This is a genomic window from Mycobacterium seoulense (assembly GCF_010731595.1).
Taxonomy (GTDB): domain Bacteria; phylum Actinomycetota; class Actinomycetes; order Mycobacteriales; family Mycobacteriaceae; genus Mycobacterium; species Mycobacterium seoulense.
On the sequence record NZ_AP022582.1, the window covers coordinates 918,336 to 931,962 of the forward strand.

The following is a 13,627-nucleotide window of genomic DNA, read 5'->3' on the forward strand; positions in this document are numbered from 1 at the left end:
GATCAGTCAGCTTTGAGCATGTTGCGCAGCACGTACTGCAGGATGCCGCCGTTGCGGTAGTAGTCGGCCTCGCCCGGGGTGTCGATGCGTACCACCGCGTCGAACTCGATCGGATCCCCGCCGTCCTTGACGGCCTTCACCCGCACCGTCTTGGGCGTCTTGCCGTCGTTGAGCGCCTCGATGCCGGTGATGTCGAACACCTCGGTGCCGTCCAGCCCCAATGCCTTGGCGGACTTGCCTTCGGGGAACTGCAGCGGGATGACGCCCATGCCGATCAGGTTGGAGCGGTGGATGCGCTCGAACGACTCGGCGATCACCGCCCGGACGCCAAGCAGCAGCGTGCCCTTGGCCGCCCAGTCGCGTGAGGATCCGGACCCGTATTCCTTGCCGCCCAGCACCACCAGCGGAATGTTCTGCGCCGCATAGTTTTGCGCGGCGTCGTAGATGAACGCCTGCGGAGCGCCGTCCTGGGTGAAGTCGCGGGTGTAGCCGCCGGAGACGTCGTCGAGCAACTGGTTGCGCAGCCGGATGTTGGCGAACGTGCCGCGGATCATCACCTCGTGGTTGCCGCGCCGCGAGCCGAAGGAGTTGTAGTCCTTGCGGTCCACGCCGTGCTCGTCGAGGTACTGTGCCGCCGGGGTGCCCGGCTTGATCGCGCCGGCGGGGGAGATGTGGTCGGTGGTCACCGAGTCGCCCAGCAACGCCAGCACCCGGGCGCCGGTGATGTCGCTCACCGGCTCGGGCTCGGCCGACATCCCCTCGAAGTACGGGGGCTTGCGCACGTACGTCGAGTCCTGGTCCCACTCGAAGGTGTCACCGCTCGGGGTGGGCAGGTTGCGCCACCGCTCGTCGCCCTTGAACACGTCGGCGTAGTTCTTGGTGAACATCTCCTGGCTGATCGCCGAGGCGATGGTGTCCGAGACGTCCTTCTGCGACGGCCAGATGTCCTTCAAATAAACGTCTTTGCCGTCCTTGTCGGTGCCCAGCGGCTGGTTTTCGAAGTCGAAGTCCATGGTCCCCGCCAACGCGTAGGCCACCACCAGCGGGGGTGACGCCAGGTAGTTCATCTTCACGTCGGGGTTGATCCGGCCCTCGAAGTTGCGGTTACCGGACAGCACGGCGGCCACCGACAGGTCGTTGTCGTTGATCGCCTTGGAGATCTCCTCGGGCAGCGGGCCGGAGTTGCCGATGCACGTGGTGCAGCCGTAGCCGACGAGGTAGAAGCCGAGCTTCTCGAGATACGGCCACAGGCCGGCCTTTTCGTAGTAGTCGTGGACCACTTGGGAGCCGGGCGCCATCGTGGTCTTCACCCAGGGTTTGGCGGCCAGGCCCTTCTCGACGGCGTTGCGGGCCAGCAGCGCGGCACCCAGCATCACCTCGGGGTTGGACGTGTTGGTGCACGACGTGACCGCGGCGATCACCACCGCACCGTGGTCGAGCTCGAACTCGCCGCGGTCGTCGGAACGCACCCGCACCGGGTTGCTCACCCGGCCCTTGGCATGTGCGGCAGCCGATTCGAACTTCGGGGCGTCGTCGGCGTGACCGTTGTCCAGCGCCCCGGGGTCGCTGGCCGGGAAGGACTCGTCGACGGCCTCGTCGAGCTTGGAGTACTCCCTCTTGTCGGGGTCGTCGCCGACGTAGTCGCCGATCTGTGCGCGGAAGGTGGACTTGGCGTCCGACAACGCGATCCGGTCCTGCGGGCGCTTCGGCCCGGCGATCGACGGCACCACGTCGGACAGGTTGAGTTCGAGGTACTCGGAGAAGGCGGGCTCGTGGGAGGGGTCGTGCCACATGCCCTGTTCCTTGGCGTAGGCCTCGACCAGGGCCAGCTGCTCTTCGTCGCGGCCGGTGAACCGCAGGTAGGAGATGGTCTCCTCGTCGATCGGGAAAATCGCTGCGGTGGAACCGAATTCGGGGCTCATGTTGCCCAGGGTGGCGCGGTTGGCCAGCGGCACCTCGGCCACGCCCTCGCCGTAGAACTCGACGAACTTGCCGACCACGCCGTGCTTGCGCAGCATCTCGGTGACGGTCAGCACGACGTCGGTCGCGGTGACGCCCGGCTGGATCTCACCGGTCAGCTTGAACCCGACGACCCGCGGGATCAGCATCGACACCGGCTGGCCGAGCATCGCGGCCTCGGCCTCGATGCCGCCGACGCCCCAGCCCAGCACGCCCAGGCCGTTGACCATGGTGGTGTGCGAGTCGGTGCCCACGCAGGTGTCGGGGTAGGCGACTCCGTCGCGTTCCATCACCACGCTGGCGAGGTATTCGATGTTGACCTGGTGCACGATGCCGGTGCCCGGCGGCACCACCTTGAAGTCGCGGAAAGCGCCCTGGCCCCAGCGCAAGAACTGGTAGCGCTCCCCGTTGCGCTGGTACTCGATCTCGACGTTGCGCTCGAAGGCGTCGGCGGTGCCGAACAGGTCGGCGATCACCGAGTGGTCGATCACCAGGTCGGCCGGCGCCAGCGGGTTGACCTTTTCCGCCTTGCCGCCGAGCTCGCCGATGGCCTCGCGCATGGTGGCCAGGTCGACGATGCACGGCACCCCGGTGAAGTCCTGCATCACGACCCGGGCGGGCGTGTACTGGATCTCAATGCTGGGCTCCGCCTTGGGATCCCAGTTCGCGATGGCCTCGATGTGGTCCTTGGTGATGTTGCTGCCGTCCTCGTTGCGCAGCAGGTTCTCGGCCAGGACCTTGAGGCTGTAGGGGAGTTTCTCGGTGTTGGGAACGGCGTCGAGACGGTAGATCTGATAGCTCTTGTCGCCGACCTTCAGGGTGTCGCGTGCTCCGAACGAGTTCACAGAATCTTCTTTAGTCACTTCAACTCCCGAGGATTAAGTTCTCCCGCCGACGGGCCGTGTCGGGCGGTGCGGTGCTACTTTAACAGTACGCTTGTCCTGCATTACGGCGGGGCGTCCGTAGTCCCAGTCTTGTCGCGTACGTCGACGGTTTAAACCCCCGATACCGAAGTCGCGTACGGTGCCTGTAGCGCTACGGCAGGAGGGACATCATGACCTTGCACCCGGTCCAACCCGTCTACATCCCACAAGACGTCGACATGACCGCGGTCAAGGCTCAGGTCGCGGCCACGGGCGTCAGCGCGCCGGCGGCGGACATGCCGGGCCTGCTGCACATCGTCGATGAGGCGCACGCCAAGGGCATCAACCTCAAGATCGTGCTGCTCGATCACAACCCCCCGAACGACACCCCGCTGCGCGACATCTCCACGGTGGTCGGCGCCGACTACCACGGCGCCACCGTCCTGACGCTGAGCCCGAACTACGTCGGGAGCTACAGCACCCAGTTCCCCCGCGTCACGCTGGAGGCGGGAGAGGACATCGCCAAGACGGGCAATCCGGTGGTCTCGGCGCAGCACTTCCTCAACGAGCTCGACTCCCCGGAATTTCCCTGGACGGGCCTGACCATCTTCTTGTTGCTCGCCGTGCTGGCGGCCGCCGTCGGGACCCGGTTCCTGCAGCTGCGTAGCAGGCGTCTAGCAACTCCCGCGGATTCGGCGGGAGCGCAGGAAGTGACGCCCACCAACACGGCCTAGCCATACGCATCCGGTCCGCTCGGGCCCTTGACGGCGGGCCCCGGCGCGGGTTCACGGCAAACACGGTAGGTCACCGTTCGGTCACATTAAACGCACGTAGAGAGTGCGATTTCGGTGGAGCGTTTGCACGCCCAAAAGTGTGACGTACGGTGCAAATGATGCTGGTGTTGTCTTTGGCGCCCTTGGTGACCTTCGTGGGCGGCGCCGCCCGTCGCGTTGAGCCGTAGGAGACCTGAGTCGAATGAGACGCACACGCCGGGGCTCCGCAGCGCAGCCGGTCGCGAGGCTGGTTCGGCCGCTCGTGCCGTCGGTCGTGAGCGTGGCCCTGCTGCTTTGTACGCCGGGGCTCGGCCACGCCGATCCCGCGGCCGACAGCTTGGCCGGGTTGATCGCCAACGTCGCCAAGGCCAACCAACGCCTGGAAAACCTGAGCGCCGAAATCCAGACCGAACAGGAAAGCGTCAACAAGGCCCTGGTCGACGTAGAGACCTCCCGTGACGACGCCGCCGCGGCCCAGCACGACCTGGAGGTGAGCCAGCAGGCGGTGAAGGACGCCAATGCCGCGATCGCCACGGCGCAACAGCGCTTCGACACGTTCGCGGCGGCCACCTATATGAACGGCCCCTCGAGCAGTTACCTGACCGCCAGCAGCCCCGACGACATCATCGCCACCGAGGCCGCCGCCAAGACGCTGTCCGCGAGCTCGCAGACGGTGATGGCCAAGCTGCAGCGTGCGCGCACCGAACAGGTGAACCGGGAATCGGCGGCGCGGCTGGCCAAGCAGAAGGCCGACAAGGCCGCGGCCGACGCCAAGGGCAGCCAGGACGCCGCGGTGGCGGCGCTGACCGACTCCAAGCGCAAGTTCGACGAACAACGCCAACAGGTCACCCGCCTGGCCGCCGAACGCGACGAGGCACAGGCGAAACTCGAAGCGGCCAAACGGCAATGGTCTCTCGACCAAGGCGGGCCCACCGCCCCCGCGTCGGGCGACCGATGGGAGACCGGCTCGCCGGGCGCGCCGGCGCCGCAGACCGGGGCCCGCCGGTGGGACGGCGCCTGGGACCCCACCCTGCCGATGATCCCCAGCGCCAACGTCCCGGGTGACCCGATCGCGGTCATCAACCAGGTGCTGGGCATCTCGGCGACCTCCACGCAGGTCACCGCCGGCCTGGGGCGCAACTTCCTGCAGCAGCTCGGCATCCTCAAGCCCGACGACACCGGCATCACCAACGCATCCCCGGGCGCGACGGCCGGGCGGATCCCGCGGGTCTACGGGCGGCAGGCCAGCGAATACGTGATCCGGCGCGGGCTGTCGCAGATCGGCGTGCCCTACTCCTGGGGCGGCGGCAACGCGGCCGGCCCGAGCAAGGGCATCGACTCCGGGGCCGGCATCACCGGCTTCGACTGTTCGGGTCTGGTCCTGTACTCGTTCGCCGGGGTGGGCATCAAGCTGCCGCACTACTCGGGCTCGCAGTACAACCTCGGCCGCAAGATCCCGTCCTCGCAGATGCGCCGCGGCGACGTCATCTTCTACGGTCCGGGCGGCAGCCAGCACGTCACGATCTACCTCGGCAACGGCCAAATGCTCGAGGCCCCCGACATCGGTCTGAAGGTCCGCGTTGCGCCCGTGCGCACCAGCGGCATGACGCCCTACGTGGTCCGCTACATCGAGTGGTGAACGAATGAGAAGCGAACGGAAAGCCATGCACCGCAAGCGGATTCGTCTGGTCAACTTCGCCTGGATCGCCACCGTGGTGGCCGGGCTGATGCTGTCGGTGGCCGGTCCGGCCCCCGTGGCCGCGGCCGACCCCGGCCCGTGGGACCCGACCCTGCCCGCGACGATCAGCGCCGGCGCCCCCGGCGACCCGCTCGCGGTCGCCAACGCCTCGTTGCAGGCCACCGCGCAGGCCACCCAGACCACGTTCGACCTCGGCCGGCGGTTCCTGGGCGGGCTCGGCATCAACATCGGCGGCAACGACGCGCCCACCGCGGCCACCCCCACCAACCCCGGCGGCAAGATCCCGCGCGTCTACGGCCGGCAGGCGATCGAGTACGTGATCAAGCGGATGGGATCGCAGATGGGCGTTCCGTACTCCTGGGGCGGCGGCTCGCTGGACGGTCCGAGCAAGGGCGTCGGCGACGGCGCCAACATCACCGGCTTCGACTGCTCGGGCCTGATGCGCTACGGCTTCGCCGGGGTCGGCGTGCTGATCCCGCGGTTCTCCGGCGACCAGTACAACGCCGGCCGGCACATCCCGCCGGACCAGGCCAGGCGCGGCGACCTCATCTTCTACGGCCCGAACGGCGGCCAGCACGTCACCATGTATCTGGGCAACGGCCAGATGCTGGAGGCGTCCAGCCTGGCCGGCAAGGTGACCGTCAGCCCGGTGCGCAAGCCCGGCATGACGCCGTTCCTGACTAGGATCATCGAGTACTGATCGCGGGCCAGCCTGCCGCGGCGTCGACGGAAACCGGCAGGCCTGGAATAGTTGGTCCAGGGCACGTCGCTGCCCGGCAGTCGTGTCCGTCTGAGCGTGGAGGGTTCTTGATGACATCAGCAGGTGGGCCGCCCCCGGGCGCCAGCGGTTACTCGGGCCCGGGTGGGCAGTCCGGCCCGCCGGCCCAAGAAGCGCCGTCCGGCGGCGGCAACGGCCTGGCCGCCGAGGTCCACACCCTGGAGCGGGCAATCTTCGAGGTCAAGCGGATCATCGTCGGGCAGGACCAGCTCGTCGAGCGCATGCTGGTCGGCCTGCTCTCCAAGGGGCACGTGCTGCTCGAGGGTGTCCCCGGCGTGGCCAAGACGCTGGCCGTCGAGACCTTCGCCAAGGTCGTGGGCGGCACGTTCGCCCGCATCCAGTTCACGCCCGACCTGGTACCCACCGACATCATCGGTACCCGCATCTACCGGCAGGGCAAGGAGGAGTTCGACACCGAACTCGGCCCGGTGGTGGTGAACTTCCTGCTCGCCGACGAGATCAACCGCGCGCCGGCCAAGGTGCAGTCGGCGCTGCTGGAGGTCATGCAGGAACGGCACGTGTCGATCGGCGGCAAGACCTTCGATTTGCCCAACCCGTTCCTGGTGATGGCGACGCAGAACCCGATCGAGCACGAGGGCGTGTACCCGCTGCCCGAGGCCCAGCGCGACCGCTTCCTGTTCAAGATCAACGTCGGCTACCCGTCGCCCGAAGAGGAGCGCGAGATCATCTACCGGATGGGCGTGAAGCCGCCGCAGCCCAAGCAGATCCTGAACACCGGCGACCTGCTGCGGCTGCAGGACATCGCGGCCAACGGCTTCGTCCACCACGCGCTGGTCGACTACGTGGTACGCGTCGTCATGGCCACCCGTTATCCCGAGCAACTCGGGATGAACGACGTCAAGACGTGGATCTCGTTTGGCGCGTCCCCGCGTGCCTCGCTGGGCATCATCGCGGCGTCCCGCTCGCTGGCGCTGGTGCGCGGCCGCGATTACGTGATCCCGCAAGACGTCGTCGACGTCATTCCCGACGTGCTGCGGCACCGGTTGGTGCTCACCTACGACGCGCTCGCCGACGAAATCTCGCCGGAGATCGTCATCAACCGAATCCTGCAGACGGTCGCCCTGCCCCAGGTCAATGCCGTTCCGCAGCAAGGGCAGTCGGTGCCCCCGGTGATGCAGGCCGCCGGCGCGGCTAGCGGTCGGTGACCGACGCTGGATCCGCCGCGGGCGGGCCCACGGCTACCTCACATCCGCCATCGATGCAGCGCGGGCAGATCGTCGACCCGAAGCTGGCGGCGGCGCTGCGGCAGCTCGAGCTGACGGTCAAGCGCAAGCTCGACGGCGTCCTGCACGGCGACCACCTCGGCCTGATCCCGGGACCGGGTTCGGAGCCGGGGGAGTCGCGTGAGTACCAGCCCGGCGATGACGTCCGGCGGATGGACTGGGCCGTCACCGCGCGCACCATGCACCCGCACGTCCGGCAGATGATCGCCGACCGCGAGCTGGAAACCTGGCTGGTGGTCGACATGTCCGCCAGCCTGGACTTCGGCACCGTCGGGTGCGAGAAGCGGGACCTGGCGGTGGCGGCCGCGGCCGCGATCACGTTCCTCAACAGCGGCGGCGGCAACCGGCTGGGCGCGCTGATCGCCAACGGGGAGACGATGACGCGGGTCCCGGCGCGTTCCGGGCGCCAGCACGAGCAGACGCTGCTGCGCACCATCGCCACCACACCCAGGGCGCGGGTCGGGGTCCGCGGCGACCTGGCGACGGCCATCGACGCGTTGCGCCGGCCGGAACGCCGGCGCGGCATGGCGGTGATCATCAGCGACTTCCTGGGTCCGATCAACTGGATGCGCCCGCTGCGCGCGATCGCGGCCCGCCACGAGGTGCTCGCCATCGAGGTGCTCGACCCCCGCGACGTCGAACTGCCCGACATCGGCGACGTCGTGCTGCAGGACGCCGAGTCCGGGGTCACCCGCGAATTCACCATCGATGCCCAGCTGCGCGACGATTTCGCCAAGGCCGCCGCGGCGCACCGCGCCGAGGTGGCCCGCACCATCCGCAGCTGCGGGGCGCCGGTCCTGACGTTGCGCACCGATCGGGACTGGATCGCCGACATCGTCCGTTTCGTCGAGTCCCGCCGGCGCGGTGCATTGGCGGGGCGGCAGTGACATTGCCGCTCCTCGGCTCGATGTCGTTGTCGGGCTTCGAACATTCGTGGTTCTTCCTGTTCCTGCTCGTCGTGTTCGGGGTGGCCGCGCTCTACATCGTCATGCAGCTGGCGCGGCAGCGGCGCATGCTGCGGTTCGCCAACATGGAGCTGCTGGAGAGCGTCGCGCCCGAGCGTCCCGCCCGGTGGCGGCACGTGCCGGCGATCCTGCTGGTGGCCTCGCTGGTGCTGTTCACCATCGCGATGGCCGGCCCGACGCACGACGTCCGAATTCCACGCAACCGCGCGGTGGTGATGCTGGTGATCGACGTGTCGCAGTCGATGCGGGCCACCGACGTGCAGCCGAACCGGATGGCGGCCGCCCAGGAGGCGGCCAAGGCGTTCGCCGACGAGCTGACCCCCGGCATCAACCTCGGGCTGATCGAGTACGCGGGCACCGCGACGGTGCTGGTGCAGCCGACGACCAACCGGGACGCGACCAAGAACGCCCTGGACAAGCTGCAGTTCGCCGACCGCACGGCCACCGGGGAGGGCATCTTCACCGCGCTGCAGGCCATCGCCACGGTCGGCGCCGTGATCGGCGGCGGCGACACGCCGCCGCCGGCACGCATCGTGTTGTTCTCCGACGGCAAGGAGACGATGCCGACCAATCCCGACAATCCGAAGGGCGCCTTCACCGCCGCGCGCACCGCCAAGGATCAGGGCGTGCCGATCTCGACGATCTCGTTCGGCACCCCGTACGGCTTCGTCGAGATCAACGACCAGCGCCAGCCGGTGCCCGTCGACGACTCGACGATGAAGAAGGTCGCCGAGCTCTCGGGTGGGAGCTGGTACAACGCCGCGAGCCTGGCCGAGCTGAAGTCCGTCTACGCGACGCTGCAGCAGCAGATCGGCTACGAGACGATCAAAGGCGATGCCAGCGTGGGCTGGGTGCGGTTGGGGGCGCTGGTGCTGGCGCTTGCGGCCTTGGCGGCGCTGCTCATCAACCGCCGCCTCCCGACCTAGCCCTGCTTGGCCCGCCTGCCCGTTTGACCCGCTCGCGCGCCGCATGTAACGCCAGGGCGGGAATTCGGCCGATTTGTCGCCCTGGCGTTACATGCGGCGCGCTCGCGCCTGGGCAACCCGGCGGATGATGTCGTCGGGATGGTCTTCTGCGATGACCCGGACCACGATCCACCCGTAACGTTCAAGCATCTCGAGTCGGCGGATGTCCTTCACATACTGATAGCGACTGGTTCGATGTTGGTCGCCGTCGTACTCGACGGCGACCATTATGTCCTCCCAGCCGATGTCCAAATAAGCCTCGGCCCAGCCCCATTCGTTGCGCACGGCGATCTGGGTCTGCGGCCGGGGAAAGCCGGCCTGCAGCAATAAGAGGCGTAGCCACGTTTCCTTTGGTGACTGGGCCCCACCGTCAATCAGCTCCAGAGCCGCCTTCGCCGCCTTCATGCCATGCCGGCCGCGGTAGCGGTCGACGAGCAACTCGACGTCAGCCGTCTTCACGTCGATTGCCCGGGCAAGGGCATCGATGGCGGCGACCGCCGTTTCCCTGGGGTGGCGTCTCGCCAGGTCGAGTGCCGTGCGAGCCGGTGTCGTGACCCGCATGCCGTCGACGATGGTGATCTCGTCGGACTCGATGCGTTCCTCCCAGACGCGCACTCCTTCGATTTCGCGGCGGTTGGTGTCCATGATCTCGGCCGGCCGCGCCGGATCGATCCACCGAGCACCATGCAGCGCGGAGGCGGAGAAGCCGGCGAGGATGCCGCGTCGGCGTGATCGCAGCCAGGACGCTTTGGCGCGCAGCACAGCCGTCAGCTCGGTATCTCTTGGCACGTATACGTCACGATGCAGCGCAACGTAACGAGTTCGCAGCTCGTGGCGGGTCACCAGCTGCGCGGCCCGGGCTTCGCTGCCCACGAACGGGTACGTCATGACGAAAGTCTGCGAAGCCCGACCGACATGCCGGTTGTCACCACATGGCGGAATTCCGCGCGATACGTCGCCATGGCGTTACGTGCGTGGCCAGCCGGTTACGGGGCGAGCAACCTGAGGCGATAGGTTGACGGGGTGACTGACACGGCCACCGAGAACACCACCGAAAGTGCCGCCGCCGGCGGCAAACCCGCCTTCGTATCGCGCTCCGTCCTGGTGACGGGCGGAAACCGGGGGATCGGTCTGGCGATCGCGCAGCGGCTGGCCGCCGACGGCCACAAGGTCGCCGTCACGCACCGCGGATCCGGGGCGCCCGAGGGGCTGTTCGGCGTTGTGTGCGACGTCACCGACAACGCCGCCGTCGACCGCGCGTTCACAGAGGTCGAGGAGCACCAGGGTCCGGTGGAGGTACTGGTGTCCAACGCCGGCATCTCCAAGGACGCCTTCCTCATCCGGATGACCGAGGAGCGCTTCGAGGAGGTCATCAACGCCGACCTCACCGGGGCATTCCGGGTGGCCCAGCGGGCGTCGCGCAGCATGCAGCGCAAGCGGTTCGGCCGGATCATTTTCATCGGGTCCGTGTCCGGCATGTGGGGGATCGGCAACCAGGCGAACTACGCGGCCGCCAAGGCCGGCCTGATCGGCATGGCGCGATCGATCTCCCGCGAGCTGTCCAAGGCCGGGGTGACCGCCAACGTGGTCGCCCCCGGCTACATCGACACCGAGATGACCCGCGCGCTCGACGAGCGGATCCAGGCCGGTGCGCTGGAATTCATCCCCGCCAAGCGGGTCGGCACCGCCGAGGACGTCGCGGGGGCGGTCAGCTTCCTGGCCTCCGAGGATGCGAAATACATCGCCGGCGCGGTCATCCCGGTCGACGGCGGCATGGGCATGGGCCACTGATTTCACTTACGACATTAAGGACGGACATGGCAGGACTGCTCGACGGCAAACGGATTCTGGTCTCGGGGATCATCACCGACTCTTCGATCGCGTTTCACATCGCCAAGGTGGCCCAGGAAGCGGGCGCCCAGCTCGTGCTGACGGGCTTCGACCGGCTGCGGCTGATCCAGCGCATCGCCGACCGGCTGCCGGAGAAGGCCCCGCTGGTCGAGCTTGACGTGCAGAACGAGGAGCACCTGAACACGCTGGCCGAGCGGGTCTCCGCCGAGATCGGCGAGGGCAACAAGCTGGACGGCGTCGTGCACTCGATCGGCTTCATGCCGCAGACCGGGATGGGCATCAACCCGTTCTTCGACGCACCGTATGAGGACGTCTCCAAGGGCATCCACATCTCCGCGTATTCGTATGCCTCGCTGGCCAAGGCGCTGCTGCCGATCATGAACCCCGGCGGGTCCATCGTCGGCATGGACTTCGACCCCAGCCGGGCCATGCCGGCCTACAACTGGATGACGGTGGCCAAGAGCGCGCTGGAATCGGTCAACCGGTTCGTCGCCCGCGAAGCGGGCAAGTTCGGGGTGCGCTCGAATCTCGTTGCCGCGGGACCTATCCGGACGCTGGCGATGTCGGCGATCGTCGGCGGCGCGCTCGGCGAGGAGGCCGGCGCCCAGATGCAACTGCTGGAGGAGGGCTGGGACCAGCGCGCGCCGATCGGCTGGAACATGAAGGACCCCACGCCGGTCGCCAAGACCGTGTGCGCCGTGCTCTCGGACTGGCTGCCGGCCACCACCGGCACCATCATCTTCGCCGATGGTGGCGCCAGCACCCAATTACTCTAGGCTCCAATGGAATTCGACGCCGTACTGCTGCTGTCCTTCGGTGGGCCGGAAGGGCCCGAGCAGGTGCGGCCGTTCCTGGAAAACGTCACCCGCGGGCGCAACGTGCCGCCCGAACGCCTGGACGACGTCGCCCAGCACTACCTGCATTTCGGCGGGGTGTCACCCATCAACGGGATCAACCGAGCCCTGATCACCGAGCTTCAGGCTGAGTTGAACCTGCCCGTGTACTTCGGCAACCGCAACTGGGAACCCTACGTCGAAGACACCGTCAAACAGATGCGCGACAACGGTGTTCGTCGCGCCGCCGTGTTCGCCACGTCGGCGTGGAGCGGATACTCCAGCTGCACGCAGTACACCGAAGACATCGCCCGGGCGCGCCGGGCGGCCGGGCCGGACGCGCCCCAGCTGGTCAAGCTGCGGCCGTACTTCGACCACCCGCTCTTCGTCGAGATGTTCGCCGGCGCCGTCGCGGCCGCGGCGCAAAGCGTGCCCGCCGGCGCGCGGCTGGTGTTCACCGCGCATTCGGTCCCGGTGGCCGCCGATCAGCGCCTCGGCCCGAGGTTGTACAGCCGCCAAGTCGCTTATGCCACAAGGCTGGTCGCGGCCGCGGCGGGATACGCGGATTACGATCTGGCCTGGCAATCGCGTTCGGGTCCGCCGCAGGTGCCGTGGTTGGAGCCAAGTGTCGAGGACCATCTCACGGCGCTGGCCGCCTCGGGCACCGAGGCCGTCATCGTCTGCCCGGTCGGGTTCGTCGCCGACCACATCGAGGTGGTGTGGGATCTCGACGAGGAGTTGCGATCCCAAGCCGAGGCGTCGGGGCTGGCGTTCGCCCGGGCCGCGACGCCCAACGCCGACCGCCGATTCGCCCGGCTGGCCGCCGATCTCATCGACGAACTGCGCACCGGCCGTAACCCAGCCCGGGTGGACGGCCCCGACCCGGTGCCCGGTTGCCTCGCGAGCGTCGACGGCGAGCCGTGCCGTCCGCCGCACTGCGCTGCGACGCAAGAACGCAGCGGCGGCATCACTTGCGGATGAGGTATCCGTTGGGCGCCAGGGTCCACCCAAACTTGTTCTCACGCACACAGTCGTGGTCGTAATCGTTTGGGAACTCCTGCTCGTACGCTTCGATGGCCTCGTACGGGCCCGGGCCGAATCCGGGCATGATCGGATGCCCGTTCACGCAGGAATCCTCGACCAGAAGATAGTCGCCGGCGGACAGTAGCGGCCGCAGCAGTTTCATCTCGGCCAGTACATGATCCTTGGTGTGGTCGCTATCCAGGATTGCGAAGACCTTGCCCGGAAACTCGGCTTCTAGCTGCCGAATACGCTCCGCGATGGCGGCCGCCGTTGACGACGATTCAACGAATTCGATCTCGGGGTAGCAGCGAGCTGCGGGATCAAGAGCGCTGGAGGAAACGTCCACCGAGAAGACTTTGAACGGTCGGTCAGTCAGACGCAGAATACTGGCGTAAAACACAGCCGAGCCGCCGTAACGCGTACCGAATTCAACCACCAGCGATGGCTTGAGGTCGAACAGGATCTCCTGGTAGTTCCACAGGTCGGTGACCGACTTCCAGCAGTTGATGCCCAGCCACGTGGTCTGCTGCCACACCAGGTTACCGAAATACCACTTCAGGTATTCTTCGGCTGCCCCACCGGATGGTCGGCCGAGCCGCGTCACGAGGAAGCTGACCTTTTCCCGCCATGTCGTCATGTCTTTGCTTATCACGAGAATCCTCGCGATGTTGTCG

The 13,627-nt window shown here is 67.6% G+C and carries 12 protein-coding genes; 9 read left to right on the forward strand and 3 right to left on the reverse strand.

Annotation, left to right across the window (positions count from 1 at the left end; all coding sequences use genetic code 11):
* Positions 1-2: 2 nt before the first annotated feature.
* On the reverse strand, positions 3-2,822 hold the full coding sequence (locus G6N37_RS04590) for an aconitate hydratase (RefSeq protein WP_163676541.1): 2,820 nt from the start codon (positions 2,820-2,822) through the stop codon (positions 3-5).
* Between the two features lie 191 nt (positions 2,823-3,013).
* Here G6N37_RS04590 and G6N37_RS04595 point away from each other — a divergent pair, with 191 nt between their 5' ends.
* The 6 genes from G6N37_RS04595 (at position 3,014) to G6N37_RS04620 (ending at position 9,207) form a co-directional block, all read left to right on the forward strand.
* Entirely contained in the window at positions 3,014-3,556 is a 543-nt protein-coding gene (locus G6N37_RS04595) for an Rv1476 family membrane protein (protein WP_163676544.1), read from the forward strand.
* Positions 3,557-3,797: 241 nt separating this feature from the next.
* The gene (ripA, locus tag G6N37_RS04600; protein ID WP_163676547.1) at positions 3,798-5,234 is read left to right on the forward strand and encodes an NlpC/P60 family peptidoglycan endopeptidase RipA; all 1,437 of its coding nucleotides are present in this window, start codon (positions 3,798-3,800) and stop codon (positions 5,232-5,234) included.
* Between the two features lie 25 nt (positions 5,235-5,259).
* Positions 5,260-5,994, forward strand: a complete 735-nt coding sequence (ripB, locus tag G6N37_RS04605) for an NlpC/P60 family peptidoglycan endopeptidase RipB (RefSeq protein WP_163684598.1) — start codon at positions 5,260-5,262, stop codon at positions 5,992-5,994.
* Between the two features lie 110 nt (positions 5,995-6,104).
* Positions 6,105-7,238, forward strand: coding sequence for a chaperone MoxR1 (moxR1, locus tag G6N37_RS04610; protein WP_163676550.1), 1,134 nt, complete (start codon positions 6,105-6,107; stop codon positions 7,236-7,238).
* Between the two features lie 53 nt (positions 7,239-7,291).
* Entirely contained in the window at positions 7,292-8,203 is a 912-nt protein-coding gene (locus G6N37_RS04615) for a DUF58 domain-containing protein (protein WP_163676553.1), read from the forward strand.
* Positions 8,200-9,207, forward strand: coding sequence for a VWA domain-containing protein (locus G6N37_RS04620; RefSeq protein WP_163676555.1), 1,008 nt, complete (start codon positions 8,200-8,202; stop codon positions 9,205-9,207). Before G6N37_RS04615 ends, G6N37_RS04620 begins: the two co-directional genes overlap by 4 nt.
* 87 nt (positions 9,208-9,294) lie before the next feature.
* On the opposite strand, the gene G6N37_RS04625 is transcribed toward G6N37_RS04620, so the two are convergent.
* Positions 9,295-10,134: a type IV toxin-antitoxin system AbiEi family antitoxin gene (locus tag G6N37_RS04625; protein WP_163676558.1), complete on the reverse strand. Its 840-nt coding sequence runs from the start codon at positions 10,132-10,134 to the stop codon at positions 9,295-9,297.
* 135 nt (positions 10,135-10,269) lie between these two features.
* Here G6N37_RS04625 and fabG1 point away from each other — a divergent pair, with 135 nt between their 5' ends.
* The 3 genes from fabG1 to G6N37_RS04640 are packed head-to-tail and all read left to right on the forward strand — an operon-like array spanning position 10,270 to position 12,911.
* On the forward strand, positions 10,270-11,037 hold the full coding sequence (gene fabG1, locus G6N37_RS04630; RefSeq protein WP_163676561.1) for a 3-oxoacyl-ACP reductase FabG1: 768 nt from the start codon (positions 10,270-10,272) through the stop codon (positions 11,035-11,037).
* A 26-nt stretch (positions 11,038-11,063) separates the two neighbouring features.
* The gene (inhA, locus tag G6N37_RS04635; protein ID WP_163676564.1) at positions 11,064-11,873 is read left to right on the forward strand and encodes an NADH-dependent enoyl-ACP reductase InhA; all 810 of its coding nucleotides are present in this window, start codon (positions 11,064-11,066) and stop codon (positions 11,871-11,873) included.
* 6 nt (positions 11,874-11,879) lie between these two features.
* On the forward strand, positions 11,880-12,911 hold the full coding sequence (locus G6N37_RS04640) for a ferrochelatase (RefSeq protein ID WP_163676567.1): 1,032 nt from the start codon (positions 11,880-11,882) through the stop codon (positions 12,909-12,911).
* Here G6N37_RS04640 and G6N37_RS04645 read toward each other — a convergent pair.
* Positions 12,898-13,590 carry a rhamnosyl O-methyltransferase gene (locus tag G6N37_RS04645; protein ID WP_163684600.1) on the reverse strand — a complete coding sequence of 231 codons (693 nt, stop codon included), beginning with the start codon at positions 13,588-13,590 and terminating at the stop codon, positions 12,898-12,900. The genes G6N37_RS04640 and G6N37_RS04645 overlap by 14 nt on opposite strands.
* Positions 13,591-13,627: the final 37 nt, after the last annotated feature.